This window comes from Microbispora rosea (genome assembly GCF_900156315.1).
Taxonomy (GTDB): Bacteria; Actinomycetota; Actinomycetes; order Streptosporangiales; family Streptosporangiaceae; genus Microbispora; species Microbispora rosea.
Genome location: NZ_FTNI01000005.1, coordinates 284234 through 308664 on the forward strand (window position 1 = coordinate 284234; position 24431 = coordinate 308664).

28 protein-coding genes are annotated in these 24431 nt (G+C 72.1%); 15 read left to right on the forward strand and 13 right to left on the reverse strand.

What is annotated here, in order from left to right; genetic code table 11:
• Position 1 precedes the first annotated feature (1 nt).
• Positions 2-775 (forward strand): ABC transporter permease, encoded by a 774-nt coding sequence (locus BXA11_RS10100; protein WP_076434257.1) that lies wholly within the window; start codon positions 2-4, stop codon positions 773-775.
• Positions 775-1575 (forward strand): ABC transporter permease, encoded by an 801-nt coding sequence (locus BXA11_RS10105; protein ID WP_076434258.1) that lies wholly within the window; start codon positions 775-777, stop codon positions 1573-1575. Before BXA11_RS10100 ends, BXA11_RS10105 begins: the two co-directional genes overlap by 1 nt.
• 51 nt (positions 1576-1626) lie before the next feature.
• Here the strand turns inward: BXA11_RS10105 and BXA11_RS10110 are convergent, their stop codons facing one another.
• The 3 genes from BXA11_RS10110 to BXA11_RS10120 all read right to left on the reverse strand — a co-directional run bounded on the left by BXA11_RS10110 (position 1627) and on the right by BXA11_RS10120 (position 4062).
• Entirely contained in the window at positions 1627-2739 is a 1113-nt protein-coding gene (locus tag BXA11_RS10110) for a winged helix DNA-binding domain-containing protein (RefSeq protein ID WP_076434259.1), read from the reverse strand.
• Between the two features lie 4 nt (positions 2740-2743).
• Positions 2744-3535 carry an aldo/keto reductase gene (locus BXA11_RS10115; protein ID WP_239105212.1) on the reverse strand — a complete coding sequence of 264 codons (792 nt, stop codon included), beginning with the start codon at positions 3533-3535 and terminating at the stop codon, positions 2744-2746.
• 104 nt (positions 3536-3639) lie between these two features.
• On the reverse strand, positions 3640-4062 hold the full coding sequence (locus tag BXA11_RS10120; RefSeq protein WP_076434261.1) for a VOC family protein: 423 nt from the start codon (positions 4060-4062) through the stop codon (positions 3640-3642).
• A 242-nt stretch (positions 4063-4304) separates the two neighbouring features.
• On the opposite strand from BXA11_RS10120, the gene BXA11_RS10125 reads away from it, so the two are divergent.
• On the forward strand, positions 4305-5336 hold the full coding sequence (locus BXA11_RS10125; protein WP_076434337.1) for a helix-turn-helix transcriptional regulator: 1032 nt from the start codon (positions 4305-4307) through the stop codon (positions 5334-5336).
• On the opposite strand, the gene BXA11_RS10130 is transcribed toward BXA11_RS10125, so the two are convergent.
• A complete protein-coding gene (locus BXA11_RS10130) occupies positions 5323-6177 on the reverse strand; it encodes a helix-turn-helix domain-containing protein (RefSeq protein WP_076434338.1) in 855 nt (284 codons plus the stop codon). The genes BXA11_RS10125 and BXA11_RS10130 overlap by 14 nt on opposite strands.
• Before the next feature lie 192 nt (positions 6178-6369).
• Here BXA11_RS10130 and BXA11_RS10135 point away from each other — a divergent pair, with 192 nt between their 5' ends.
• Positions 6370-7131: an SDR family oxidoreductase gene (locus BXA11_RS10135; RefSeq protein ID WP_076434262.1), complete on the forward strand. Its 762-nt coding sequence runs from the start codon at positions 6370-6372 to the stop codon at positions 7129-7131.
• Positions 7132-7156: 25 nt separating this feature from the next.
• Here BXA11_RS10135 and BXA11_RS10140 read toward each other — a convergent pair whose 3' ends face one another.
• The gene (locus BXA11_RS10140; RefSeq protein ID WP_076434263.1) at positions 7157-8119 is read right to left on the reverse strand and encodes a DUF5937 family protein; all 963 of its coding nucleotides are present in this window, start codon (positions 8117-8119) and stop codon (positions 7157-7159) included.
• Positions 8120-8185: 66 nt separating this feature from the next.
• Between BXA11_RS10140 and BXA11_RS10145 the strand changes: the two genes are divergently transcribed.
• On the forward strand, positions 8186-8659 hold the full coding sequence (locus tag BXA11_RS10145; RefSeq protein WP_076434264.1) for a cupin domain-containing protein: 474 nt from the start codon (positions 8186-8188) through the stop codon (positions 8657-8659).
• A gap of 88 nt (positions 8660-8747) precedes the next feature.
• Here the strand turns inward: BXA11_RS10145 and BXA11_RS10150 are convergent, their stop codons facing one another.
• Positions 8748-9071 carry a VOC family protein gene (locus BXA11_RS10150; protein WP_076434265.1) on the reverse strand — a complete coding sequence of 108 codons (324 nt, stop codon included), beginning with the start codon at positions 9069-9071 and terminating at the stop codon, positions 8748-8750.
• Between the two features lie 113 nt (positions 9072-9184).
• On the opposite strand from BXA11_RS10150, the gene BXA11_RS10155 reads away from it, so the two are divergent.
• The 3 genes from BXA11_RS10155 to BXA11_RS10165 all read left to right on the forward strand — a co-directional run bounded on the left by BXA11_RS10155 (position 9185) and on the right by BXA11_RS10165 (position 11804).
• Positions 9185-9679: a GNAT family N-acetyltransferase gene (locus tag BXA11_RS10155; RefSeq protein ID WP_076434266.1), complete on the forward strand. Its 495-nt coding sequence runs from the start codon at positions 9185-9187 to the stop codon at positions 9677-9679.
• 281 nt (positions 9680-9960) lie between these two features.
• Positions 9961-11148 carry a sensor histidine kinase gene (locus BXA11_RS10160; protein ID WP_076434267.1) on the forward strand — a complete coding sequence of 396 codons (1188 nt, stop codon included), beginning with the start codon at positions 9961-9963 and terminating at the stop codon, positions 11146-11148.
• Entirely contained in the window at positions 11145-11804 is a 660-nt protein-coding gene (locus tag BXA11_RS10165; protein WP_076434268.1) for a response regulator, read from the forward strand. The genes BXA11_RS10160 and BXA11_RS10165 overlap by 4 nt, the downstream gene beginning before the upstream one ends.
• A 38-nt stretch (positions 11805-11842) precedes the next feature.
• Here the strand turns inward: BXA11_RS10165 and BXA11_RS10170 are convergent, their stop codons facing one another.
• Entirely contained in the window at positions 11843-12292 is a 450-nt protein-coding gene (locus BXA11_RS10170; protein ID WP_076434269.1) for a MarR family winged helix-turn-helix transcriptional regulator, read from the reverse strand.
• A gap of 84 nt (positions 12293-12376) precedes the next feature.
• Between BXA11_RS10170 and BXA11_RS10175 the strand changes: the two genes are divergently transcribed.
• On the forward strand, positions 12377-13399 hold the full coding sequence (locus BXA11_RS10175) for an NAD-dependent epimerase/dehydratase family protein (RefSeq protein WP_076434270.1): 1023 nt from the start codon (positions 12377-12379) through the stop codon (positions 13397-13399).
• Between the two features lie 28 nt (positions 13400-13427).
• Positions 13428-14183: a helix-turn-helix domain-containing protein gene (locus BXA11_RS10180; protein ID WP_076434271.1), complete on the forward strand. Its 756-nt coding sequence runs from the start codon at positions 13428-13430 to the stop codon at positions 14181-14183.
• 86 nt (positions 14184-14269) lie between these two features.
• Here BXA11_RS10180 and BXA11_RS10185 read toward each other — a convergent pair whose 3' ends face one another.
• The 4 genes from BXA11_RS10185 to BXA11_RS10200 all read right to left on the reverse strand — a co-directional run bounded on the left by BXA11_RS10185 (position 14270) and on the right by BXA11_RS10200 (position 16162).
• The gene (locus tag BXA11_RS10185; protein WP_076434339.1) at positions 14270-14668 is read right to left on the reverse strand and encodes a VOC family protein; all 399 of its coding nucleotides are present in this window, start codon (positions 14666-14668) and stop codon (positions 14270-14272) included.
• An 80-nt stretch (positions 14669-14748) separates the two neighbouring features.
• On the reverse strand, positions 14749-15066 hold the full coding sequence (locus BXA11_RS10190; protein ID WP_076434272.1) for a DUF952 domain-containing protein: 318 nt from the start codon (positions 15064-15066) through the stop codon (positions 14749-14751).
• A complete protein-coding gene (locus tag BXA11_RS10195) occupies positions 15063-15731 on the reverse strand; it encodes a TetR/AcrR family transcriptional regulator (RefSeq protein ID WP_076434273.1) in 669 nt (222 codons plus the stop codon). The genes BXA11_RS10190 and BXA11_RS10195 overlap by 4 nt, the downstream gene beginning before the upstream one ends.
• A gap of 107 nt (positions 15732-15838) precedes the next feature.
• Positions 15839-16162: a DMT family transporter gene (locus BXA11_RS10200; RefSeq protein WP_076434274.1), complete on the reverse strand. Its 324-nt coding sequence runs from the start codon at positions 16160-16162 to the stop codon at positions 15839-15841.
• Positions 16163-16851: 689 nt separating this feature from the next.
• Between BXA11_RS10200 and BXA11_RS10205 the strand changes: the two genes are divergently transcribed.
• Together BXA11_RS10205 and BXA11_RS10210 are read left to right on the forward strand one after the other, a co-directional pair.
• Positions 16852-17337: a GtrA family protein gene (locus BXA11_RS10205; RefSeq protein ID WP_275409751.1), complete on the forward strand. Its 486-nt coding sequence runs from the start codon at positions 16852-16854 to the stop codon at positions 17335-17337.
• 64 nt (positions 17338-17401) lie between these two features.
• Positions 17402-17887, forward strand: a complete 486-nt coding sequence (locus tag BXA11_RS10210) for a GNAT family N-acetyltransferase (protein ID WP_076434276.1) — start codon at positions 17402-17404, stop codon at positions 17885-17887.
• A 203-nt stretch (positions 17888-18090) separates the two neighbouring features.
• On the opposite strand, the gene BXA11_RS10215 is transcribed toward BXA11_RS10210, so the two are convergent.
• Positions 18091-19299: a cytochrome P450 family protein gene (locus tag BXA11_RS10215; RefSeq protein ID WP_076434277.1), complete on the reverse strand. Its 1209-nt coding sequence runs from the start codon at positions 19297-19299 to the stop codon at positions 18091-18093.
• 98 nt (positions 19300-19397) lie between these two features.
• Between BXA11_RS10215 and BXA11_RS10220 the strand changes: the two genes are divergently transcribed.
• Positions 19398-20567, forward strand: a complete 1170-nt coding sequence (locus BXA11_RS10220) for a TetR/AcrR family transcriptional regulator (RefSeq protein WP_076434278.1) — start codon at positions 19398-19400, stop codon at positions 20565-20567.
• Between the two features lie 184 nt (positions 20568-20751).
• Positions 20752-21909 (forward strand): radical SAM protein, encoded by a 1158-nt coding sequence (locus BXA11_RS10225; RefSeq protein ID WP_204053929.1) that lies wholly within the window; start codon positions 20752-20754, stop codon positions 21907-21909.
• Positions 21910-22067: 158 nt separating this feature from the next.
• Here BXA11_RS10225 and BXA11_RS10230 read toward each other — a convergent pair whose 3' ends face one another.
• Complete coding sequence (locus BXA11_RS10230; RefSeq protein ID WP_076434279.1) at positions 22068-23033, reverse strand: helix-turn-helix transcriptional regulator; 966 nt, start codon at positions 23031-23033, stop codon at positions 22068-22070.
• A 62-nt stretch (positions 23034-23095) separates the two neighbouring features.
• Here BXA11_RS10230 and BXA11_RS10235 point away from each other — a divergent pair, with 62 nt between their 5' ends.
• On the forward strand, positions 23096-24244 hold the full coding sequence (locus tag BXA11_RS10235) for an epoxide hydrolase family protein (protein WP_076434280.1): 1149 nt from the start codon (positions 23096-23098) through the stop codon (positions 24242-24244).
• The last annotated feature ends 187 nt before the right edge of the window (positions 24245-24431 follow it).

Consider the following 24431-nt stretch of genomic DNA (forward strand, 5'->3'; position numbering starts at 1 on the left):
GATGGCCGTGACCCACGGGGTGCATCCGACGATCGCGGTGCTGGAGCGGCACCTGACCCTCTACCGGCGGCTGTGGCAGGCGTCGGTGTTCTCCTCGTTCCTGCTGCCGGTGCTGTTCCTGCTGAGCATCGGCATCGGTGTGGGGAGCTATGTCGGCAGGGTGCAGGGGGTCGACTACCTGTCGTGGATCGTGCCGGGCGTGCTCGCGTCGACGGCCTTCCAGATCGCGGTGGGTGAGTCGACCTTTTCGGTGCTGGGCGACTTCAAGTGGGTCAGGGCCTATCACGCGATGCGGGCCACGCCGGTGGGGCCGATGGACATGGTCCGGGGGCATCTGCTCTATCTGGTCTTCCGGGTGACGATCGCGGTCGTGGCCTTCCTGGTCGTGGTGGTGTTCTTCGGCGGGCTGCACTCGCCGTGGGCGCTGGTCACCCCGCTGGTGTGCGCCTTGCTGACGGTGTCGGTGGCGGCGCCGGTGACGGCGTTCGCCGCCACGATCGACCACGACAGTTATTTCTCCCTGGTGTTTCGGCTGGTGGCTCTTCCTTCGACGTTGTTCGCGGGGGTGTTCTTCCCGGTCGAGCAGCTCACGCCGGTGTTTCGCCCGCTGGCGTACGCCTCGCCGTTGTGGCATGCGGTGGAGCTGTGCCGGGCGGCGACGCTCGGCGCGGCCCCGGCCTGGCCGGTTCCGGCGCATGCCGCCTATCTGCTGGTGTGGGCGGCGGCGGGTCTTTTCCTGGCGGTTCGGGCGTTCCGCCGGAGGCTGGAGGACTGATGGTGACGACGCTGGTGGCGTCCCGGGTCTCCCCCGGCCGGGTGGGCGCCGTAATCGGTCGCAACGTGGGGGCGCTGCGCTCCGGGCCGTCGTACTGGATCGTGCTGCTGTCGGGCTTCTTCGAGCCGCTGCTGTACCTGCTGTCGATCGGTGTCGGCGTGGGCGCGCTGGTCGGTGATCTGACGGTGGACGGGCGGACCATGTCGTACGCGTCGTTCGTCGCGCCGGCGATGCTGGCGGTGTCGGCGATGTCGGGGGCGCTGGCCGAGACGACGTACAACTTCTTTTTCAAGCTGAAATACATGAAGACGTTCGAGGCGGTGCTGGCGACGCCGGTGCGGCCCGCCGAAGTCGCGGTGGGCGAGCTGGTGTGGGCGATCGTCCGGGGTTCGCTCTACACCGTGATCTTCCTGGTCGTGATGGTGGCGATGGGGCTGACGGAGCCCGGCTGGGCGTTGGCCGCGTTTCCGGCGACCGTGCTGGTGGGGCTGGCCTTCGGCGGGCTGGGGATGGCCGTCAGCACGTTGATGCGCGGCTGGCAGGACTTCGACCTGATGGGCACCGGGCAGTTCGCGTTGTTCCTGTTCTCCGGGACGTTCTCCCCCGTGCAGGATTATCCGGTCGGGGTCGAGGTGCTGATCCAGCTCACGCCGCTCTACCACGCGGTGGAGCTGGTGCGGGGCCTGTGCATGGGAGTGCTGGGGTGGGGGCTGCTGGGGCATGCGGTCTACCTGGTCGTGCTGGCCGGGGCGGGGGTCTGGTTCGCCTCCCGGCGCCTGACCCGGGTCCTGTGTGACTGACGGCGGGTGCGGGGTCGACTCGCGGCCCCGCACCCGCCGGTGCCCGGGCGCTCAGGCGGATGACGCGTCGATCTGCACGCGGTCGCTGTCGCCGTCCGACAGGAACGACGCCAGCGACCGCCCCTCCTCGGTCACGGCGGCGCGGTCGGATCGGGACAGGCGGCGCAGCGGGGTGACGGTCACGGTGCCGGTGCCGGTGCCGGCGGTGAGGTTCCAGGTCGCGGCGACCCGGCCGTCCACCAGGACGACGCGGGCGCCGGCGACCGACAGGCCGCGGTGGGCGTCGTCGACGATGCGGCTGCGGTCGTGGTAGCCGAGGATCGCGTTGTCGAACGCCGGCAGGAAGCGCACGGGCGCGGGGGTGCCGGGGTCGGGACGCGGCGCGCCGGGCAGGTCCAGCAGTTGCCGGCCCCGTTCGTCGCGGAAGGCGATGAGTTCTTCGCGTACGGCTTCGACCGCGGCGGGCAGCCCGGCCAGTCCGCACCAGGCGCGCAGGTCGGCGGACGCGGCGGGCCCGAAGGCGGCCAGATAGCGGCGGACCAGCGCCCGCCCGGCCTGGTCGGATCCGTCCGGGGAGAGCGGGGCGATGTCGCGTCCCAGCCATGCGGCGAGGGGAAGGTTGCGTACCCCTGCTTTGGCGCGCCACAGTCCGCGCGGGGGCAGCTGGGCCATGGGGATGAGCGCGGCGACGAGCAGCTCGCCCAGGGCCCGGCGCGGCGGCGCGGGCCGGCGGCCGGTGAGCGCGTCGACGAGTTCGGCCATCGTGCGGGGCCGTCCGTCGGCCATGACCTCCCGGCCGGCCGCCGCCACCTCGTCCGGATCGAGCCCGGCCAGTTCACGGCGGTAGGTGGTCAGCACCCGCCGGCGCAGCATGGCGTCGTGCCGGGCACGCCAGGCCAGCGCGTCGCCGGCGGTGACGAGGTGGACGGTGCGGCGCATCAGGTGGGTGCGCACCACGTCCCGTCCGGTCAGCAGGCCGTCCAGGGCCGCGGGGCGGAAGGCGCGCACCCGCGACCACAGCCCGGCGAACGGCTCCTGCGGTTCCTGTGCCTGCATGCCGCACAGGTGCGCGACGACGCCGAGGACCGGTGTGTCGGTGCGGTCGAGCAGGAACTGCCGGGCGAGCGTGGCACGGTTGAGCGCGCGGCTGTCGAGGACCGTCATGGTGTCAGGCCACGGCCCGGTCGTCGGCTGGGCGCCTGCGCAGCGCCGGGTGCGTGACAGCCGGCGGGTCGTAGGAGATGTCGAGGGGGCCGACGTCGGTCCCGGGCGGGACGATCTCGTCGATCTTGTCGAGGATGTCGTCGCCGAGTGTGATGGCGGCGCCCGCCAGCAGGTCCTCGAGTTGTTCCATGGTGCGGGGGCCGATGATGGCTGCGCTGATGCCGGGGTGGGTGGTGGCGAAGGCCATCGCCATGTGGGCCAGGGGCATGCCGGCGTCTTGTGCCACGGCGATGAGCTGTTCGACGGCGTCGAGCTTGCGCTCGTCGGTCAGGTGCTTGGGCACCCAGTGCATCCTGGCGTTGTCCTCGCGGGGGGCGCCCTTGCGGTAGCGGCCGCTCAGCAGACCCGACGACAGGGGGCCCCACACCAGCACGCCCAGGCCGTAGCGCCGGCAGACGGGCAGGACCTCTCGCTCGATCCCGCGGTTGAGGATGGAGTACGTCGGCTGCTCGGTGCGCAGCCGGTGCAGAGCACGCCGTTCGGACACCCACTGCGCCTCGACGATCTCCGAGGGCGGCAGGTTCGAGGAGCCGATGGCGCGGACCTTGCCGACGATCACCTCGGTCTCGCTGTAGCCGTACACGTCGGCGGTGTCGACGAAGTTGATGCCGGCGTCCAGCGCCCGGTGGGTCATGCGGACGCAGTCGTCGTGGTCGGGGTTGCCCAGTGGGCCGAACATCATGGTGCCCAGGCAGTAGGCGCTGACCTCGATGCCGGTTCGCCCCAGCTCGCGCATTCTCACAGTGGTCCGATTCCTCTTCGATTCAGGGAAGCGGAGGGGTGCGGCAGACGGGCGGACGCCCCGCCGCACCCCTCCTCCGCGGGGGAGGTCAGCCGTACTCAGCCGTTGTACGGCGCCGCGACGTCCAGGACCCAGACGACGCCGAAGCGGTCCTTGAGCATGCCGTAGAGCGGCGCCCACTGCGCGGGGGCCAGCGGCTGCACGATGGTCGCGCCGACGGCCAGCTTGCCCCAGAGGGAGGTGAGCTCGTCGGTGTCGTCGCCGCGTACGGAGACGAAGACGGCGTTCTCGCCCGGGTTCCACGGTGTGCGGGAGGGCACGTCGTAGGCCATGACGTGGAAGCCGTTCCCCGCGACCACCTGGCCCCACATCACCCAGTCCGCCTCGTCCGGGTTCTGCACGCTGCCCGCGTCCTTGTAGGTGACGGCGACGACGTCCCCGCCGAAGACGGAGTGATAGAAGTCGAGCGCCGCGCGGGCGTCGCCGCGGAAGTTCAGGTGGGTCGTGGTGGTGATGGACATGATGACTCCCAGCTTTCGATCATTCGGGCAAGCGCCGGACGAGCTCGTGTCGGAAGCGGCCGGGCGGTGTGCCGCTTCGGCGACGGCGCTCCGGGCGATCGCCGCTGTCGTCCGTCCCCCCTGTCCGGGAGGATGGTGACCTGCGGTGATCGTGCTTCTGTTCGACTCGGTCGGTGTCGACGACCGCAGGGTTCCACGGGTAGAGGACAGGAAGGGTCCTCTACTGGAGCAGGATGGGTTTCATGCCGAAGACGTCCGCGCGGCTGCTCGCGCTTCTGTCGCTGCTGCAGACCCGTCGCACCTGGTCCGGCGAGGACCTGGCCGAGCGGCTGCGGATCACTGCGCGCACGGTCCGCCGTGACGTCGACCGGCTCCGTGAGCTCGGTTATCCGATCACGACCTTCAAGGGGCCCGACGGTGGATACCGGCTGGACGCCGGTTCGCAGCTGCCCCCGCTGCTGTTCGACGACGACCAGGCCGTCGCCCTCGCCGTGGCCCTCCAGACCGCCACCACGACCGGCGCCGGCATCGGGGAGGCCGCGGCGCGTGCGCTGCACACCGTCCGGCAGGTCATGCCCGCACGGCTGCGCCACAGGATCGACACCCTCCAGGTCACCGCCGTCGAGCGGGCCGCGGCGCGGCCGGACGTAGGGGTCGACGGCAGCGTGCTCATGGCGCTCAGCGCCGCCGTCCACGCGGCTGAGGTGCTGCGCTTCGACTACGCGGCCGCGTCCCCTCCGGACGCGGACGACCGGGTGCTGACGCCGCCGCGCCGAGTGGAGCCGCATCATCTGGTCACCTGGGGCGGACGCTGGTATCTCGTCGCCTGGGACCTCGACCGGGGGGACTGGCGCACCTTCCGCGCCGATCGGATCACCCCGCGCTCCCCCACGGGGCCGCGTTTCACGCCGCGTGAGGTGCCCGGAGGCGATGTGGCCGCCTTCGTGGCCGGCAGGTTCCGGGGCTTCGACGGCTCGGGCGACTGGCCCTGCCGCGGTGAGGTGATCCTCGCCCTGTCGGCCGCCGCCGTGTCCCGATACGCCCGCGACGGCGTCGTGGAGGAGCTCGGCCCGGACCGCTGCCGGCTCGTCCTGGGCTCGTGGTCGTGGCCCGGCCTGGCCGCCGCCATCGGCAGGTTCGACGCCGACATCGAGGTCGTCGGCCCTGCCGAGCTCAGGGAGGCTTTCGCGCATCTGGCCCGCCGCTATGCCAGGGCCGCGGGCGGCGCGATGGGCGGCGTGGGGAGGGCCGAGCCGATGCTCAGGTCACCGTAGGTGAGCCGGCGCCCGTCGAGGTGGGTGCCGTCCCGGCCATGGAGGCGAGCATGCGGAGTTTCTCGTCGCTCTCGCTGCCCTGATCGGCGTAGTAGAGCACCAGGAGCAGGCCGTCCACGGGAAGCTTGTCCCGGTGCAGGCGCAGCTCGCCGACGACGGGATGGTTCACGGTGGCGGTGCCGCCGTCGAGGGTGCGGATGTCGTGGCGCGCCCAGAGGGTTCGGAAGCGCTCGCTCGACAGGGCGAGCTCCCCCACCAGCTCCACGAACCGCGGGTTGTCGATGTCGTCCCCGGCGGACTTCCTGAAGGCGGCGATGAATCCTTCCGCCGAGCGTGTCCAGTCCTGCTGGAACGCCTGCTCCTCGGGATCGAGCAGCAGTGACCGCAGGCGGTTGTACCCGGGCTGGAGGCGGGGAGAGAGCGCGACCGCGAGCCGGTTGGAGGCGAGCACGTCGAACGCGCGCCCCTCCACGAAGGCGGGAACCTGCACGCTCGCCAGGAGCTGGTGCAGCCGCGCGGGGACACGTTCGGGCTTCCTGCGCCGCCGGGGCCTGGGGCGTGCGGCGGCCAGGCCGAGAAGGTAGTCCTGTTCCAGCTCGTCGAGGTGCAGGACCCGCGCGAGCGATTCGAGCACCTGCGTTGAGGGGTTCCGGTCGCGGCCGCGCTCCAGCCGCAGGTAGTAGTCGGCGCTGATGCCCGCGAGCATGGCGACCTCTTCACGGCGAAGCCCCGGAACGCGCCGGTTCGGGCCCGGCGCGAGCCCGGCCTGTTGCGGGGTGACCAGGGCCCGCCGGGCACGCAGGTAGCCGCCGAGCAGGTTGGCGCGGTCGTCGTCGCTCATGTTCGCCATCGTATTTCGGGCCTTCCGCGCCAAGGGGGCCCTGGCAGGACCCCGGAAGACGGGGGCACTGCCTCCAGCCGGAGAAGGGATCGACACTGAAGACGCCGCGGCGCAGGAACCGCAATCCGGAACTTCGACGGGCGCGCCCAGCGGCTTCGCCGCGGACGGGCCCACCCTGAGCAGGAGCATTCAATGGACATCACCAACCGCACGGTCTTCATCGCCGGCGCCACCTCGGGAATCGGTCTCGAGCTCGCTCGCCGCTTCGCCGCGGCCGGCAGCTCCGTCGTCGTCGGCGGCCGGCGAGCCGACCTGCTCGACCGGCTGGCAGCCGAGGGGTTCGGCACCGTTGCCATCGACGTGACCGACCAGGACAGCGTCGGCCGTGCCCGCGACACGATCCTCCGCACCCACCCGGACCTCGACACGATCATGACGATGTCCGGGGTCGGGATGCCCGAGGATCTGCGCGATCCCGCGCACTTCGGCGCCGCACGGCAGATGATCGACACCAACCTCCTGGGCACCATCCGCGTCATCGACGCGTTCACCCCGCACCTGGTCCGGCGCGGCGCCGGCACCGTCATCACGGTCACCTCGGGTATCGGGTTCCTGCCGTTCCCGCTCATGCCGACGTACGCGGCGTCGAAGGCCGCGGTGCACGCCTACTCCGAGGCGCTGCGCGCGCAACTGGACGGCACGGGCATCGAGGTGTCCGAACTCGTCCCTCCGGCTGTCGCCACCACGCCCGAGCAGGCTCGGCTCAACCCCCGCGCGCTCGACCTCGCCGAGTTCGCCACCGAGGTGATGGATCTGCTCCAGGCCGATCCCACTCCACACGAGATCCTCGTCAAGGGCGTGCTGATGCACCGCTGGGCCGAGCGCGACGGTACCTACGCCGATCTGGTCGCCCAGCGGTCGCAGGCGCTCGCGATGCTCCCGAGCCGTCAGTAGGCGCGGACGGGCAGCCCCGGACCGGTCACGGTCGCGGCGAGGCCGCCTCGAGGACAGCGCGTCCGGCCGCGGTGAGCTCGTGCGTGGCCGTGCGACCGGCCCGGGTGCTGTCGATCAACCCGGCGTCGCGCAGGATCGCCAGGTGTTCGCTTGCCGTCGGGGCGGTGACGCTCACGAGCCCGGCCACGACGGTCGTCTGCAGCGGTGTGGTGAGCGCGGCCAGGATCCTCGATCGGGTCGTTCCCAGAAGCCGGTCGAGGGATCTCGGAGTGGGGGGCGCCGCCCAGAGGTACCGCCCGGACGCCGGGTAATAGATCGCCGGGGCCCAGTGGTGTGAGGTGGTGCACTGCACGCGGTCGGTGATGAACAGTGACGGAACGAGAATGAGCCCCCCGGGGCAGTCGACGTCGATGTCGACGGCCGACTCGACGGTGATGGTGTCGCCTTCGCACCCCGCGGAGGGGTGCAGGCGCGGGAGGACCGTGCGCAGCCCCTCGCGGTTGACCTGAAGGGCCCGGTCCAGCATCTCGGCACGCAGCGCCTGCCGCATGGACGGCCACTCCGGTTCCACGGCCGCCTTCCAGAGTCGGCGCACCGCGTCGGCGGCCTCCACCCTGGTGCGGGCGGGGTCGCCGAGCAGCCGACGGCCTGTTTCTGCCCCACGGCCGGCGGCGGCGTCGGCCAGCTCGGCGTAGACCTGATCCGCCGGGGTGGACAGGAGGGCGTCCATGCCTTCGTCGAAGGTCGGCTCGCTGGACATCGGCGACGGGTCGAGGAAGTCGGGCCGATAGGCGCCATCGGCCATGAAGACCGTGAGCGCGGTCAGGTCCAGGCCGGAAAGGCGGTGGCGGCGACGGCGAAGCCACGAGTGGAACATCGGGTGACGCTGCGGCTCGGTCAACAGCCGGGCGAGGCTGACCACTTCGTGGATCGGCGACATCGCCCAGCGCACTCCCGCGGCCCCGGCGCCCAATCGGTAGCGGATCATCTCCCGATTGTTAGGCCACCGCCGAAGTGAGGGCGAGCGGAGCGGCGAAGCCCCGAGACTCGGGCCATGACCGACACCACGCAGACGGACGGGTGCTGCTCCCAGCCCGAGCAAGCCGGAAAGACGCGAACGATCCGGCTGGGCGCCGGCGGATCGACCATCGAGGTCCTCGCCCGCAAGGCGGAGACCGGCGGGATCGTGAGCATCTACCGGTGGCGCATGTCGCCCTCCAGCCGGGGACCCTCCCCGCACTTCCACACGACCTTCAGCGAGACCTTCATCGTCGAAGAAGGTGAAGTCGACTACTTCGACGGGCGGGCCTGGCGAACACTGCGGCCCGGCGACACCGCGCATGCCTCGATGGGCGACGTCCACGCGATCCGCAAGGAGCGCGCCGAACCCGCCACCCTCCTCATGGTGCTCTCACCGGGCGTGCTCCGGGAGGAGTACTTCGCGGAGCTCGCCACTGTGCACGAGCGGGACCTGAGCCGGCTCCACGACGCCCACGACAACCATTTCGTCGGCGACTGCGAACGGTGACGGCACCGGCGGCAGCCCGCCCCACCCCGCTCCACGCGGTGCCCGACCATGCGCTCACCGCGCTCAGGCGTGATCACCTGGGGACGAGTCAGGACACGCAGACGCAGAACTCGTTGCCTTCGGGATCCCGCCAGACCTGCCAGAGATCCTCGTGCATCTCCCCTACCGGGGTGGCCCCGAGCGCGGTGGCGCGGGCGACCGCGGTGGCGAAGTCGTCGGTGACCAGATCCAGGTGGACGCGATTCTTCGCGGTCTTGGGTTCGGAGACCCGCTGCAGGGCCAGGTCGGGACCGAGACTGATCCAGTCGTCCTCGCGACGGGTGATGTCCCGCTCCAGCAGGCGGCTCCAGAACGCGGCGAGCCCGTCGAGGTCGTTGGCGTCGATGACCACGCCACCCAGGCGAATGCTCATTGCTCCCCTCTCGGCGTACGGATCGATTATGTCCGGGCCCGGTTGTCCGGCCCGGACCGGATATCGACCATGGCAGAAGGAGGATCTTCCGAGGAAATGCGAGGAGCGCGAGCATGAGCCCGGTTGTCATAGGCCGCCTCAGCGGTGAGGACTGGCGCACCTGGCGTCGTCTGCGCCTGGCGGCGCTGGCCGACGCGCCCGGCGTCTTCCACGGCGACCTGGAAGAGGAGCGGGCCTACGACGAGGCGCGGTGGCGCGCGTGGACGGAGGACGGTGTCAAGGCGGTCGCGTTCGACGGGCACGCGCCGCTGGGCGTGGCCGCGGGGCGTGTGCCGGCGGACCGGGCCGGGGCCGTCGAGCTGTTCGGCATGTGGGTGCGTCCCCGGGCCAGAGGCGGGCGGATCGCCGAGCGCCTGGCACTGGAGGTGGTGGCCTGGGCGCGCGAGACAGGGCGGTCCCGGGTGGAGCTGTGGGTGATCTCCGGCAACGATTCCGCCGAACGCGTCTACCGGCGGCTCGGATTCCGCGACACGGGCGAATACGAACTCCACCCGCGCGACTCTGGCCTGCGCAAATACGTCATGGCCAGGGGCGTCGGCGAGGGGTGACGCCGGTGACGCGGGTGACGCCGTTCCGGCGCGTCCGCAGCGCGTGCGCGCCCGTGGCCACATGGGTGACGTCCGCCGACCAGCGATCGCTCTCCGAGAACACGGTCACGGCGCCGTCGGCGGCACTCGTGTGGCCGGGGTTGGCCTGCGGGCGTACGTCCCCGGGCCGATGCCACCTCGGCGGCGGCCGGTTAGCCTCGGGGCATGAACCCCTCAACGGCCGCCCCGTCTTCTGCGCGCGTTGCCTGTCGCACCTTCGTCCACGAGAGGACGCGCCGCCGATGACGAGAACGAAGGCCATGGCCTGGGTGGGGGGTGCCTCCTACCTCCTCATGGTGGGCCTGCTGGTGTGGGGCGCGCCGGAGGCGCCGGGCACGGTCCACGCCGCCGGTTCCCTGCTCGCCGTGAGCCTGCTCGCCGGCATGGTGCGGCGGATGCCGCTGTCGGCTCTGGCGATGACGCTCATCGGATCCACAGCCGTGGTGGCGGGCCCTCCGAGCGCCGCCCAGGAAAGCCTGGCGGCGTCGTATCAGGGCCAGTTCCTGTCGTATCTGGCAGTGGACCTCGTTCTGGGCTTCGTCGTCGCCACCCGTGCGCGACGGGCTTCGATCGTCGCCGTGGCCGTGTCTTTCACCGTGCAACTCCTGCTGATCGGCGGCTTCGCGCACGGGGACGACCTGACCGTCAACGGGGTGATCGCCCTCCTGGCGATAGCCGCGTCGTGCATGGCCGGTCTGCTGACTCGCGAGCGCCGTGAGCACGCGGCGGCGCTGCGTTCACAGGAGGTGGCCGAGGCCGTGACCGCGGAACGGCTGCGGATCGCACGGGAGCTGCACGACATGGTCGCGCACAGCATCGGCATCATCGCGATCCAGGCCGGCGTGGGGAGCCGGGTCATCCAGACACAGCCGGCGGAGGCCGGCGAGGCGCTGCGCACCATCGAGGCCGCCAGCAGACAGACCCTGTCGAGCCTTCGGCGCACGCTTGTGGCGCTCCGCCAGGCCGACGGGGGCGCGATCGGGCCGGAGCGGTCACCGCTCGCCCCCTCGCCTGGCCTGTCGAACGTCGGACAACTGGCGGCGGCGACCGCGGACGCGGGAGTACGCGTCGATGTGCGCCGCAGTGGGGAGCAACGTCCTTTGCCTGCCGACGTCGATCTGGCCGCCTACCGCATCGTGCAGGAGGCGTTGACCAACGTGGTCCGCCACGCGGACACCGGCCGTTGCCGGGTGGCCATCGACTTCGGAGACGAGGAACTGTCCGTTGAGGTCGTCGACGACGGGTGCGGCGCCACCGGGAACGGATCAGCGGCCCGACCGGCTCAGGGCTTCGGCATCGTCGGCATGCGGGAGCGGGTCGGCCTGCTCGGCGGCCACCTCAGCGCCGGGCCGCGCCCTGAGGGTGGCTTCCGGGTAGCAGCCCGGCTGCCGCTGCCCGAACCCGCCGGATCCGCGGTGGAGGCCCGATGACCGTCCGGATCCTGCTCGCCGACGACCAGCCGCTGGTGCGGTCAGGGCTGCGCGTGCTCATAGCCGACCACCCCGACCTGGATGTCGTCGGTGAGGCCGCCACGGGCTCAGAAGCGGTCCGGCTCGTCGGCGAACTCGGCCCCGACGTGGTGGTGATGGACATCAGGATGCCCGGCATGGACGGGATCGAGGCGACCCGCCGGATCACGGCCGGCGCGGCGACGACGCGTGTCCTCGTCCTGACCACCTTCGACGAGGACGACCACGTCTACGGCGCGCTCCGGGCCGGCGCGAGCGGCTTCGTGGTCAAGGACATGGCGCTGGACGACATCCTCGCCGCGATCCGGGTGGTGGCCGCCGGCGACGCACTGATCGCGCCGAGTGTGACGCGCCGCCTGATCGCGGACTTCGTTCGGCGCCCCGGCACCGCCCAACGCTCCGCGCGAGCGATCGAGGGCATCACCGAGCGGGAACGGGAAGTGCTGACCCTGGTCGGACGCGGCCGGTCGAACACCGAGATCGCGCAGGACCTCTTCATCACGGTGGCCACGGCCAAGTCGCACGTGTCACGGCTGCTCACCAAACTGGGCGCCCGGGACCGGGTCCAGCTCGTGATCTCCGCTTATGAGATGGGACTCGTGACGCTGCCGCGCTGATGGCGTCCTGCCTCGGCGGAGCTGGACGCGGGGGTACCTCAGTCCCCGTCCGCACCGGGGCCGGGGGGTGGTGCGGATGCGGTCATTTGCTCGATGATCTTCTTCAGGGCGCTGTGCAGGTGGCGCCGCTCCTCGTCGGTGAGGGTCGCGGTGGCGTGTTCGGCCAGCAGGCGCCTGGCCTCGGCGATCGGTTGCTCCGCGGCGCGGGCCTTCGGGGTCAGGTGCAGCCGGACGAGTCTGCCGTCCGCCGGGTCGCGGCGACGCACGAGCAGCCCGGCCGCCTCCATCCGGGTGGCGGTGTTGACGACGGTCGGGGTGGTGACCTGCAGGCGGGCCGCCAGCTCCCCGGGTGTCAGCCCGTCGGTCTCCCACAGAACCTCCAGCACGAGGTTCTGCCCCACGCGCACGCCGTGGCGGCTCATCGCCTCGTCCGCCGCCGCCCGCAACAGCTTCTGCGCCCGCGTGAGCAGCCTCAGCACTTCGGTCACCTGGCCATCCTACGATTCGTTTGCGCGCTAATGATCCCACCGTTACGCTGATCGTTAGCTTGCTATCGATTTGGAGGGATCCGCATGATCCTTGTGACGGGCGGACGCGGCTTCATCGGCGCGCACACCGTGCGTGCCCTGCTCGACCTCGGCGAACGCTGCGTGCTCGGCCAGCGGGCGGCGGGACCTCCGCCGGCCCTGGTGACCCAACGGGAGGTGCGGGAGGGGCGGGCCGTGGTGGAGCAGATGGACTGCACCGACCTCGGCAGCGTCCTGGCGGCGGGCAGGCGTCACCGCGTGACCGGCATCGTGCACCTGGCCGCGGCGGGGATGGGCGCGTCGGCGCCGCTGGACGAGCTGTCGGCCAACGCCGCCGGGCTGTTCACCGTGCTGCGCGCCGCGCGGGAGTGGGGCGCCGGCCGCGTCGTCGTCGCGAGCACGATCGGCGTGTACGCGGGGGTCACGGACCCGGCCCTCCGCGAGGACGCGCCCTTGCCGGTCGCGAGCCCGCATCCGATCCCGGCCGCCAAGAAGATCGCGGAAGTCGCCGCCGACATCGCCGCGTCATCCGGGCTGGACGTGGTCGCCGCCCGGATCGGGGCGATCTGGGGCCCGTTGGGCAGGCCGTCCTCGCCGTTCTTCGCCACTCCCCGGCTCGTCCATGCCGCCGCGCGGCATGCGATGGCGGCCGGCGGCGCGAGCGTCTCCTCTGCCGCCCGCGCGGGGGAAGCCCAGGCCGCGGGCGAGGGCGGCGTGCCAGGCGAGGCGCCACCCTCCTACGCGGAGGACGCCGTCGACATGTGCTACGCGCCCGACTGCGGCCGCGCTCTCGCGCTCCTGCAGACGACGGCGACGTTGCGCCACCGCACCTACAACGTCGGTGGCGGCCGGGCCGTCGCCAACCGGGAGGTCGCCGCCGCCATCGGCAGGGCCGTGCCGGGGGCGGCGCCCGCGCTGCTCCCCGGGCGCTCCCCCGCGGCGCCCGCCGTGGACGCCTGTCTCGACATCTCCCGGCTGCGGGAGGACACCGGCTACGCCTCCGAGTGGGACCTCGATCGGGCCGTGACCGACTACGTCGGCTGGCTGCGGGCGGGCAACCGCCGCTGATCGCTGCACCCACGGGATAATGCGGGGCATGTACCGGGAGAGGGTGTCGCGTGTGCCGGACGCGGTGCTGTGGTGGAGCACCTCCCCCGGCACCTCCCCCGGCGCCTCCCCCGGCGCCTCCCCCGGCGCCTCCCCCGGCACCGGGGCCGCCGAGCGGCGCGTGCTGCCGGACGGGTGCATGGACGTGATCTGGGCGGACGGCGCGCTGCTGGTGGCGGGGCCGGACACCGCCGCACACGTGGTGACCGACCGGCCCGGCGCCCGCTATGTGGGGCTGCGCTTCGGCCCGGGCACCGGACCGCTGGTCTTCGGGGTCCCGGCGCACGAGCTGCGTGACCGGCGGGTGCCGCTGGCCGAGCTGTGGCCGGGCGCCGAGGCGCGGCGGCTGACGGAACGGGCGGGCGAGGCCGCCGATGCGGGCCCCTGGCTGGGCGCGGTGCTGGAGGAGGAGGCGGCACGCCGGCTGGGCAGGGCGCCCCGCCGCGTCGACGCCGCTCTCGTCGGCGCCGTCGTCACGGGCGTGCGCGCGGGCCTGCCGGTCGCGCGGATCGCCGCCGACACGGGCGTCGGCGAACGGCGGCTGCACCGCCGGTGCCTGGACGCGTTCGGATACGGGCCACGGACGCTGGGGCGCATCCTGCGGATGAACCGGGCGGTGGACCTGGCCCGCGGGGGCACGCCACCGGCCACGGTGGCCGCCGTGGCCGGGTACGCCGACCAGGCCCACCTGTCTCGAGAGGTGAGGTCCCTGACCGGCGTGACCCTCGGCGCGCTGATCCGCTGAGCCGCTGAGCCCCTGCCTGGTGGCCTGCTGACCCGCTGCCGCCCTGCTGCTGACCCGCTGCCGCCCTGCTGCCGCCCTGCGGCCCTTCAGACGGTGGGCAGGGCGGCGAACAGGTCCACGCCGTTGCCGTCCGGGTCATGCACCACCGCGTAGCGCTGCCCCCAGAACGCGTCCCACGGCGGCAGGTATCCCTCGTATCCGGCCTCGACCAGGTCCGCGTACAGGCGGTCGACCTCCTCGGGGCCGTCGCAGCGGAAGGCCAGCGCCATGCGCGGCCCGCCGCTGCCGGGCGACCAGGCGGGGTCGAACGAGTGGACGACATCAGCGGTGTCCCATGCGAGGCGCAGCCCGCCGGGCAGGGTCACCTCCACGTGGGGCTCGGTGTCGGCCGAGGGTGGGATGTCCAGCCCGAGCCGGCGGTAGAAGGACAGGGAGGCGGCCATGTCGGTCACGACCAGGCCGATGAGATCGAACGAAGGTGCCATGACGACCACGCTAGGGGGCGGCCCGCTCGGTCGTCTTGAACGAATCGGACAGCCGCCTGCGGGCGCCAGGACTTGCGCACTCAGCGGGAGAAGGGCGTGACGGCCGTGACGGCGGTCACCGGGATCGGCCCGTAGATGTGGGGGAACGCCTCGTCCGCCCCCTCGGGCACCTCCAGCCTGACCGGGCAGCCGAGCCGGTCCTCGTCGATCTCCAACAGCACCAGGGGCTCGGTGACGTGCCCGTAATAGCGGCCCGCCACGCCACGCGCCTGGCCCGGGTCGGCCGAGGCGTGGATGTAGCCCTCCTCCTCCAGGGTGCGGCCGAGGGTCGAGACGCGGTATTCGCCCGCGAGGACGGCCGCGTCCCAGTCGGCGGCCAGCGCGAGATGGAAGATCATGGGCCGACCTTAGCGGGCGGTCCGAGTGCGGCCAGCGCGCGGGCCACCGCCTCCCGGGCCCGCTGCCTGCCGTCCGGGCGGGCCTCGACGACCTCTTCCACCCACAGTCCCGACAGCAGACCGGCGACGAAGCGGACCTCCCCGGGCCCGCACGGGTAGCCCGCGCCGCCCAGCACCGCGGCGACGATGTCGTCGCAGCCGTCGGTCCACGCGCGGGCGATGGCCTGCAGCGCCGGGTCCCGGCCCGCCTGCAGATACAGCTCCCACAAACCGAGCTGGCGCATCCGGTCGGAGGCGTACACGCCGGTGAGCGTCTCGGCGACCGCGAGCGGCGTACGGCCCGCGAGGTGGTCCACCGTGGCCCGCATGCGGGCCAGTTCCCGCTCGACCAGCAGGGCGAACGCCTCGGCCAGCAGCTGGTCGCGGCTGGTGAAGTAGTAGGAGGTGGCGGCCAGGGGCAGGCCTGCCCGGCGGGCGACGGCGCGGTGCGTCACGGCGGCGAAGCCGCCGTCGCCGAGCAGGTCGACGGCCGCGTCGAGCAGCGCCTCCCTGCGGCGTACGGCACGCTCCTGCGGGCGCCGCGGCTGGGGCGAGACGGCCCGCACGGCGACGCCGCGTGCGGGGGCCGCCGCCGGGACGGGCGCGGGCCGGTCCTTATCGGGCACGCCGTGTTCCTCCCCTGGGTCGTCGGGGCTCCGCCCTTGGGCGGGAAGTCGTCCTGATCACCCTTAACGGGCGCGCGCCGCCGGGTCAAACGATCGGCGCCGAGCGATCAGTGGGCGCCGGAGAGGTTGAGCACGGCGACCCCGGCGATGATCAGGGCGATGCCGGCCGCCTTGACGAGGTTCATGTGCTCGCCGAGGAATAACGCGCCGATCAGCGCGATCGCCGCGGTCCCGGTGCCCGCCCACACCGCGTACGCGATGCCGACGGGCATGCGGAGCTTGAGCGCCCAGGCCAGCAGGAGGAACGAGGCGATGTATCCGGCGGCGACCACGATGGTCCACCCCCAGCGGCTCAGGCCGTCGCTGAGTTTGAGCGCGGAGGTGGCCAGGACCTCCGAGGCGATCGCGCCGACGAGCAGGAGCCAGGCCATGGGGAACCTCATCTATAAAAACGGTACGCTTGTCCCAATTTTACGCGGCGCGGCGCGGCAAAGCCATGGGCGGGCCGACCAGGAACCCCAGGCTTGTGGGCCGATCGCGCGCCGACCGTGGTTCAGCGCCGCAGGACGTCCTCGCCGACACCGAATAGGTCGGGCTGCCCAAGCCCGCCGACCGGCGTGGGGTGACACCGCTGTTCTGGCGGCACGTCCAGCCCTGTGGCGAGGTACGACTGCATGTCGCCAAAAGCCTGCCATTCGCAGGCTGTACAGAGGTGCCGGGGAGTGAGGCGGCGTGTGCCGGCCGAGTGAAGGCCGTGAAAAGCGATGTATGGTGGCCGCCTGATCGGTGGTGAGCATCGGATTCAGCGGGAAAGTCATACCGACGTCGTGTCCGGACCGCAGTTTTACTGGGTGGCTCATCCGGTCACCGAGATGGTTCGACTCCTGACGGGCGCTCCATCGCGCAGTACTCGACTGTGGTGGGGGTGAGCATTGATACCAGATGCCGACAGGCGCGGCTCCAGTCGCCCGAGCCGGAAAGGCCGTGTCAGTGAGTCTGAAACCAGGGTGTCCGGCAGGTGAGAAGATCAGGACGTTTCGCAATAACACAAACAGCACTCGCACGATTACCAGCAGTGCCCGCCTTTGCCGTGAAGCATCGTGAGCTGCTGAAGTTCGCTGTGGTAGGTGGAACGTCGTTCCTCGTTGACAACACCGTGTTTTACGGGCTGAAGCTAACTATTCTGGAACCGAAGCCGGTGACTGCGAAGGTCATCGCGGTGCTTGTGGCGACGATCGTGTCCTATGTGCTGAGCCGTGAATGGTCGTTCCGGACGAGAGGCGGCCGCGAGCGACACCACGAGGCGGCGCTGTTCTTCCTGGTCAGCGGCGTCGGTCTGGTGCTCAGCTCAGTGCCGCTGTGGATCTCCCGGTACATGTTCCTGCTGGAGACCCCGGACGTGAGCCTGGTCACCCAGGAGATCGCCGACTTCGTGAGCGCGCAGGTCATCGGCACGCTGATCGCCGCGGCCTTCCGTTTCTGGGCATTTCGGAGGTGGGTCTTCCCGCACGAGGAGGCCCGCCCCGGCCGTGTACGGCTGGCTCCGGTTCCCAAGCCCAAGTCGAAGGACGAGGCGGTCTGCTCCAGCCCTCCGCCCGCCGAGTAGCCGCGATGTACTGCTGCATCGAGGCTCCGTCGGCTTGTCGTTCAACAGGAGAATCACTCGGTGAATGTCACTTCTGACGATTCGTCGAGCGACGCCCGAGGACGCCCGCCTTCTGGCCGAGCTGAACGGCCACGTGCATGATGGATTGCACGTGGCGCGTCGGCCGGACACATACAGAGAGCATCCGTCACCAGACGAGCTCATGGCGCTCTACAAGGACCAGTTGAGCCGGGAGTCTGTGCGAATCTTCATCGCTGAGCTTCCGGAGGGCAAGTGCGTCGGGTACGCGTCCGCGTCTTTGCAGCAGCGTGCCGCCAGTGCTCTCATGCACGCGGATTCCTTCATCGTTCTGAACCAGTTGGCCGTGGCGCCGAAGGCGACGCGCCACGGGGTTGGAATCGCCCTGGTGAACGCGGTCCGTGAGGCAGGAAGGCAGGCGGGATGCCGGCGCCTCCTCACAGAGGTCCTGGATTGCAACGATGAAGCCCGGTCGTTCTATGAAGCCGCCGGCTTCCTGCCGATGAAACATGTGCTGGAACAACTGCCGTGAACGGGTTGAGCGGCTTTTTCCTGCCGGCTCCTATAGCTGCTCGTCCGCCGGCTCGCGCAGGGGCCGCAGACCTCTGGCAAGTCCGGGAAGGGAGAAGGAGTAGCGGCCCAGCATCGAGACACCCCCGCGAACCATGTCGAAGCGCCTGAAAGCCCCGACGGGGCTCAGCGCCGGCTTTCTCTCCGATGTTCCTCAAGCCCCGTTCACAGGGTCACCGGCAGCGCGGCCAGCCGCCACGTGCCGGGGTCGGGGGCGCGCAGTTCTTCGGGCGGCCCGGCCATCGCCAAGCGGGGGAAGCGGCGCAGCAGCGCGGTGAGCGCGACCTGGGTCTGCACGCGGGCGAGGGACGCGCCGAGACAGAAGTGGGGGCCGTGGGCGAACCCCAGATGGCCGGCACCGGGCGTCCGGCCGACGTCCAGCCGGTCGGGGTCGGCGAACACCCGCGGGTCGCGGTTGGCTGCGGCGATCAGGGCGGTGACCTTGGCGCCCTTGGGCACGGTCGCGCCGTACAGCTCGACGTCCTGGCGGGCGTGGCGCGGGACCGCCAGCAGTGAGGGGCCGCACCAGCGGATGAGCTCCTCGACGGCCCCGGGCATCAGCGCGGGGTCGGAGCGTACGGCGGCGAGCTGGGCGGGATGGGACAGCAGGGCGGCCACGGCGTTGGCGATGAGGTTGGTCGGGGTCTGCCCGGCGAGGACCAGGTGCCAGACCATCGTGACGATCTCGGTGTCGCTCAGCCGGTCCCCGTCCTCGGCCTGGACCCGCACGAGCTCGCCCAGCACGTCCCCGGGGTCGTCCTCCTGCCGGGACCGGGCCCGGCGGGCGGCGACGGCGTCCCTGGCGCCCGCCATGATTCCCGGGATGGCCCGCGCGAAGTCCTGACCCGCCCCGGCGACGACGGCGGCGCCCCATTCGCGCCAGCGTGGGCGGTCCTCCTCGGGGATGCCGACCAGCGCGCAGATGACGTCCATCGGCAGCGGCCGCGCGAAGTGCCGCAGCAGGTCGACCCGCCCGCCGTCGGCGTGAGCGGGCAGGTCGTCGAGCAGGGCGTCGACGATGGCCTCCATCGCGGGCCGGAACTCGGCGGCCCGCCGGGGGGTGAAGGCCGGGGCGACGAGTTTGCGCAGCCGCGCGTGCTCGGGGCCGCTCATCTCGCTCATGGTCCGCATGTACGGCAGGCAGTCGTCGGGGACCCGCGGGCGCATGAAGCTGTCGGCGGTGAGCTCGAAACGGGCGTCGCCGAGCATCGCCCGCGCCCCGTCATGCCTGGTGAGGGCCCATATCGGGCCGAGGCCGGGGACGAGCAGCCGGGCGAGCGGCGCGCGCTCGCGCGCCCGTCCGTACGTCGTGAACGGGTCGCGCAGGACCTCGGGATCGGTGATGTCCACCTCGGGCAGTGTGATCACGAGCATCTCCAGATGTTTAAATCAGATGTTCCTATCATCTGAGTGGCGACGGTATCTTGGGTCCGCCCCTACGGCAAGCGGGCGTTATGCGGACGAGGAGATGGATGGGACGCCTCACCAGGGCCGAGCTTCAGGCACGCAACCGGGCCAAGGTGCTGGCCGCCGCCCGCGACGAGTTCGCCGAGCGGGGCTTCCGCGACGCCAAGGTGGACGCCATCGCCGACCGGGCCGGGCTCACCCGTGGCGCGGTCTACTCCAACTTCCCGGGCAAACGGGCGCTGTACTTCTCGGTGCTGGCCGGCCTGGCCGAGCGCGAAGCCGGGCCGGACGGCCTACGGCGGTCCTCCTCCGCGTCAGGCGAAACGCCCGTCGGCGAGGCAGCCGATGCCGGGACGAACGCTGCAGGGACGGTTGATTTCGGGACAGTTGATTTGGGAACACCCGGCGCGGCCACGGCCGGGGAGGCGCTCGCCGCGTTCGCGCGCGCCTGGGTCTCCCGGCTCCCTCTGGCCACCGACGGCCCGGGCAGGCTCGGCATGGACCTGATGCCGGAGGTGCTCGCCGACCAGCGGGTCCGCCAGCCGTTCGCGCAGCTGATGAAGCTGAACGCGATCGTGCTCGGGCTCGCGCTCGAACGACTCGACGGGAACACGTCCGCGCGGCGCCGGGTGCGGATCGCGGAGACCGCCCTGACCACCCTGCACGGCGCGAGCCAGATGGCCGACGCGGCGCCCGGCTTCGCCGAGCCGTTCGACATCGTCACGGCGTGCGCCGCGCTGGCGGACCTCGACCTCGGCGACCGGTGGGACCCCCCTCACCTGCCCTTCGCGCCCCGCGCACGGCCCGCCGACGAGCCTTGGTCGCCACCGCTCGCGGTGGACGCGGTGCGGGGTGAGCCGGCCTCGCTCGCGCGTGACGGCGTGGTGGCGGTCCTCGGACTGAACCGGCTGGAGGCCGTGGAGGAGGCGGTGCGCGCGACGCCGCCCGGCGACGAGGTCACCGCGGTCCTGGTCACCGGCGATCCCGGCGAACTGGGGCCGCTCGCCCGGCTGGCCCTCGCCGACGTACGCGCCTGCCTCCGGCAGGCCCTGCCCGAGGCGGCCTGGCCGCGCCTGCGCGTGGTGCACGACGATGAGGGTGCCGTGGCGGCGGCGGCCGGGGTGACCGCGGTGAGCGACGGGACCGAGGCGGCCGTGCGGGTGCGGTCAGGCCGTGTGGTCGCGCGCGCCGACGGATACGGCGCCTGTCACGCCGCCGCCTCCGCCGAGCCCTGAGCGCAGAACCCCCGAGCGCAGAACCCTGAGCAGCCGCGGGGACCGCCGAACCCCGACCCCGAACCCCGACCCCGAACCTCGAGCGCCGAGCAGCCGCGCGGGACGCCGCGAGCCCTGCACGGGCGGGATGCGTGTGGGCGTGGACACTTGGCGCGACGGTCGAATGCGTGTTCTACTGAACCTCATGCGTCGCGACGCCACTTCCCGCGCGGAGGACCAGATCCCGGCGCGGCCCCAAGTGCAGGAGACGGTGCAGGAGCCCGGGCAGCCCGTGCGACAGCCCGGACAGTCCGGACAGTCCGCACAGCAGCAGGCGCGGCGGCCCGTGCAGGCTGGGCGACAGCCTGAGCGACAGCCTCGGGAGTCTGGGCAGCAGTCGCTCGTCGGTGAGGGGCCCGCCCGCCCGCGCATCGAGCGGCAGGCCGTCACCCGCGTCTTCGACGGCATCACCTGCTATGAGGTGCCGGCCCGCGCGGCGCTGGAGCGGGTGCCCGAGGGCGCCGAGCTGCCCTTCACATGGGGTGCGAGCCCCTATCGCGGCTGCGAGGCGGGCTGCGGCTACTGCGCCGCCCGCCGCGGTCACCGCTACCTGGGCCTGGACCCCGGCGCCGACTTCGCCACGAAGATCGTGGTCAAGACCGACCTGGCGCGCCGCCTGCGGCGCGAGCTGGCATCCCCCCGCTGGGGCGGCGATCCGGTGGCGCTGGGCCTCACCGGCGACTGCTACCAGCCGGCCGAGGAGATCTACCGCCTGATGCCCGGTGTCATCCGGGCCCTCGCCGACGCGGCCAACCCGTTCACCGTGCTCACCAAGAGCCCTTTGGTCCTGCGCGATCTGGACCTGTTACGCGATGCGGCGAAGGTGACCCAGGTCGGCGCCCTGGTGTCGGTCGGGTTCGTCGACGACCGCCTGCGGCGCGCCGTCGAGCCGGGAGCCGCGACGCCGCAGCGGCGCCTGGAGATCTGCGCGACGCTGAACGACGCCGGCATTCCCTGCGGGGTGCTGATGGCCCCGATCCTGCCGCTCATCACCGACTCCACCGATCACCTGCTGGCGACCGTGCGGCGGGCGGCCGAGGCGGGCGCGGTCAGCGTGACCCCCGTCGTGCTGCGCCTGCCGGCGGGGGCGCGGGAGTGGTACATGGGGTGGCTGGAGCGCGAGCATCCCGGTCTCGTGCCGCGTTACCAGGCGCTGTACGGCAGGGGCCAGGTCGCCGAGGAGGGCTACCGCCTGCGGATCGCCGAGCAGGTGCGGTCCCTCGCCGAGACCTACGGCATCGGCAGGGACGCGCGGCGCTGGCGGCGGCGCCGCTCCCCCGCCCGCCAGCTCGCCCTCGTCTGACTCCTCGGGTGACCTGAGCCGCCACCGGTCCCGAGCCGTCCGGGCCGTGGCAGGACCGAGGACCGAGTCGCGGCAGGGGCGCTGTGGGCGACGCCGGAAATCGGCGCGCCGGCCCGCATCGCCCGCCGGTCGGAGCTGAACGACGCCTCCCCGGCCCGTCACCTTCGGCGCTGTCCGGCCGCCCTGGCGAAGCGGCCGGACAGCGTGCGAAGGTGCCGGGCGAGTTCCGGCGGCGACTGGACGTCGAAGTCGACGCCGAGCGTGCCCACCACGAGCGCGACCAGGTCGAGCGAGTCGGAGGCCAGTTCGAGCAGGCAGCTGTCGTCGTCGATGGGGGTGACGACCCCGTCGACGCGTCCGGCGATCCGCGAAGCGGGGGCGTGCACCGTCAGGCGGCAGCGGTACGGCCAGATGTCACGGCCGATCGTCCTGCGGAGGTAGGCCGCCACGTCGCCGTCGGGTGGCTCGCGGTGTGTGAAGCGGGGCCCGTTGGGTGTGCGCAGCGACATCCGGTCGGCTCGGAACGTGCGCCAGTCGCCCCGGTCCACGTCCCAGGCGACGAGGTACCACCTGTGGCCCCAGGAGACCAGGCGATGGGGTTCGGCGGTCCTGGCCGACGGCGCCCCCTCGTGGCCGACGTAGTCGAAGCGGAGGGTCTCCGCAGCGCGGATCGCGGCGGAGACAGCGGTCAGGACCGCCGCGTCCACGGTGGGCCCGCCGCGCGGCGGGATCGCCACCATGGCGTCTCCCAGGGTTTCGACCCGGTGACGCAGCCGCGACGGCAGGACGTGCTCGACCTTGGACAGCGCACGCAGCGACGCGTCCTCGAACCCGCTGACACTGCTCGGCGCGCCGGCGCGCAGCCCCACGGTCACCGCCACCGCCTCCTCGTCGTCCAGCAGCAGCGGGGGCAGTGAGGCGCCGGCCCCGAGGCGGTAGCCACCCGCGGGGCCCATCGTGGTGTGCACCGGATAGCCCAGCCCGCGCAGCCTTTCGACGTCGCGCCGCACCGTCCTGGTCGTGACGTTCAGGCGTTCGGCGAGTTCGGTGCCCGACCAGTCGCGGTGGGTCTGCAGCAGCGACAGCAGCCGGAGCAGGCGAGCCGGGGTGTCGGTGTCCACCATTCGTCCATGGTGACGGATGTGTAGGACCGCTGCTGTCCTACACACCGGGCAGGCTGACTGCCGTGAGCACACCACGACCGTTTCGCATCGACGTCCCGCAGGCCGACCTCGACGACCTGGCCGGCCGTCTGGCCCGCACCCGCTGGCCCGACGAGCTTCCCGGCACCGGCTGGTCCTACGGGGTGAACAAGGACTACCTCATGGAGCTGGTCGAGCACTGGCGCACCGGCTACGACTGGCGCGAGCACGAAACCCGCCTCAACCGGGTCCCGCAGTTCACCACCGAGATCGACGGCCAGGACATCCATTTCCTGCACGTACGCTCCCCCGAGCCCGACGCCACCCCGTTGATCATCACGCACGGCTGGCCGAGCACGGTGTACGACTTCCTGGACATCCTCGGGCCGCTGACCGACCCCCGGGCGTACGGCGGTGATCCGGCGGACGCCTTCCACGTCGTCGCGCCCTCGGTGCCGGGTTTCGCGTTCTCCGGGCCGACCCGCGCGACCGGCTGGGGGGCGGGCCGCGTCGCCCGGGCCTGGGCCGAGCTCATGCGACGCCTGGGATACGAGCGTTACGGCGCTCAGGGTGGCGACTTCGGCAGCATCGTCTCCCCGGAACTCGGCCGGATCGCGCCGGAACGCGTGATCGGCGTCCATGTCAACGCGCTGGCCACCGCCTCGACGCCGATCGACCCCGGCGAGCTGGACAAGCTCTCCTACGACGAGCGCGAACAGGCCAGGCGCAACCAGTCGTGGTGGTACGGCCACTCCGGCTACGCCACCCAGATGTCCACCCGGCCGCAGACCCTGGCGTACGCGCTCAACGACTCCCCGGCCGGCCAGCTCGCGTGGAACCTGGAGTGGTTCGTGGACTGGGATCCCACCCGGACCGAGCGAACCCCCGTCGACCGCGACACCGTCTTGACCAACGTCACGATCTTCTGGCTGACCGCCACGGCGGGCTCGGCCGCGCGGCTGTACCTGGAGACCGCCTCGGAGGCGTGGGGCCGGCGCCCCCCGCCATCCCCGGTGCCGACGGGGGTGGCGAACTTCCTCGGTGACCGGGCGATCCGCGGGCTGGCCGAGCTGTCGAACACCGTCGTCCACTGGTCGCGGTTTCCCCGCGGCGGGCACTTCGCCTCGCTGCAGGCCCCGGATCTCCTGGTCGCCGACGTCCGGGACTTCTTCCGGAGTCTGAGAGCCCGGTAGGGGCGTGGCCGGCGTGTACGGGCCACACCGGCCGCCGGCCCACGGCGGACGAGGACGACGGCTTCGACCTGCCGGCCTTCGTCACGTCGGCGTCGGGCAACGTGAGCCTGTGGTCGATGACCGAGATCCGCACGCTGACGGCGGTGCGTTCGATCGAGCTGCCACCCGGACTGTGGAGACCTGGTCC

What these genes read in the sequence shown, in the direction of transcription:
- BXA11_RS10100 (WP_076434257.1), top strand. Translation starts at nt 2, where the DNA reads ATGGCCGTGACCCACGGGGTGCATCCGACGATCGCGGTGCTGGAGCGG.
- BXA11_RS10105 (WP_076434258.1), top strand. Translation starts at nt 775, where the DNA reads ATGGTGACGACGCTGGTGGCGTCCCGGGTCTCCCCCGGCCGGGTGGGC.
- BXA11_RS10110 (WP_076434259.1), bottom strand. Translation starts at nt 2,739, where the DNA reads ATGACGGTCCTCGACAGCCGCGCGCTCAACCGTGCCACGCTCGCCCGG.
- BXA11_RS10115 (WP_239105212.1), bottom strand. Translation starts at nt 3,535, where the DNA reads ATGCGCGAGCTGGGGCGAACCGGCATCGAGGTCAGCGCCTACTGCCTG.
- BXA11_RS10120 (WP_076434261.1), bottom strand. Translation starts at nt 4,062, where the DNA reads ATGTCCATCACCACCACGACCCACCTGAACTTCCGCGGCGACGCCCGC.
- BXA11_RS10125 (WP_076434337.1), top strand. Translation starts at nt 4,305, where the DNA reads ATGCCGAAGACGTCCGCGCGGCTGCTCGCGCTTCTGTCGCTGCTGCAG.
- BXA11_RS10130 (WP_076434338.1), bottom strand. Translation starts at nt 6,177, where the DNA reads ATGAGCGACGACGACCGCGCCAACCTGCTCGGCGGCTACCTGCGTGCC.
- BXA11_RS10135 (WP_076434262.1), top strand. Translation starts at nt 6,370, where the DNA reads ATGGACATCACCAACCGCACGGTCTTCATCGCCGGCGCCACCTCGGGA.
- BXA11_RS10140 (WP_076434263.1), bottom strand. Translation starts at nt 8,119, where the DNA reads ATGATCCGCTACCGATTGGGCGCCGGGGCCGCGGGAGTGCGCTGGGCG.
- BXA11_RS10145 (WP_076434264.1), top strand. Translation starts at nt 8,186, where the DNA reads ATGACCGACACCACGCAGACGGACGGGTGCTGCTCCCAGCCCGAGCAA.
- BXA11_RS10150 (WP_076434265.1), bottom strand. Translation starts at nt 9,071, where the DNA reads ATGAGCATTCGCCTGGGTGGCGTGGTCATCGACGCCAACGACCTCGAC.
- BXA11_RS10155 (WP_076434266.1), top strand. Translation starts at nt 9,185, where the DNA reads ATGAGCCCGGTTGTCATAGGCCGCCTCAGCGGTGAGGACTGGCGCACC.
- BXA11_RS10160 (WP_076434267.1), top strand. Translation starts at nt 9,961, where the DNA reads ATGACGAGAACGAAGGCCATGGCCTGGGTGGGGGGTGCCTCCTACCTC.
- BXA11_RS10165 (WP_076434268.1), top strand. Translation starts at nt 11,145, where the DNA reads ATGACCGTCCGGATCCTGCTCGCCGACGACCAGCCGCTGGTGCGGTCA.
- BXA11_RS10175 (WP_076434270.1), top strand. Translation starts at nt 12,377, where the DNA reads ATGATCCTTGTGACGGGCGGACGCGGCTTCATCGGCGCGCACACCGTG.
- BXA11_RS10180 (WP_076434271.1), top strand. Translation starts at nt 13,428, where the DNA reads ATGTACCGGGAGAGGGTGTCGCGTGTGCCGGACGCGGTGCTGTGGTGG.
- BXA11_RS10185 (WP_076434339.1), bottom strand. Translation starts at nt 14,668, where the DNA reads ATGGCACCTTCGTTCGATCTCATCGGCCTGGTCGTGACCGACATGGCC.
- BXA11_RS10190 (WP_076434272.1), bottom strand. Translation starts at nt 15,066, where the DNA reads ATGATCTTCCATCTCGCGCTGGCCGCCGACTGGGACGCGGCCGTCCTC.
- BXA11_RS10200 (WP_076434274.1), bottom strand. Translation starts at nt 16,162, where the DNA reads ATGGCCTGGCTCCTGCTCGTCGGCGCGATCGCCTCGGAGGTCCTGGCC.
- BXA11_RS10210 (WP_076434276.1), top strand. Translation starts at nt 17,402, where the DNA reads ATGTCACTTCTGACGATTCGTCGAGCGACGCCCGAGGACGCCCGCCTT.
- BXA11_RS10215 (WP_076434277.1), bottom strand. Translation starts at nt 19,299, where the DNA reads ATGCTCGTGATCACACTGCCCGAGGTGGACATCACCGATCCCGAGGTC.
- BXA11_RS10220 (WP_076434278.1), top strand. Translation starts at nt 19,398, where the DNA reads ATGGGACGCCTCACCAGGGCCGAGCTTCAGGCACGCAACCGGGCCAAG.
- BXA11_RS10225 (WP_204053929.1), top strand. Translation starts at nt 20,752, where the DNA reads ATGCGTCGCGACGCCACTTCCCGCGCGGAGGACCAGATCCCGGCGCGG.
- BXA11_RS10230 (WP_076434279.1), bottom strand. Translation starts at nt 23,033, where the DNA reads ATGGTGGACACCGACACCCCGGCTCGCCTGCTCCGGCTGCTGTCGCTG.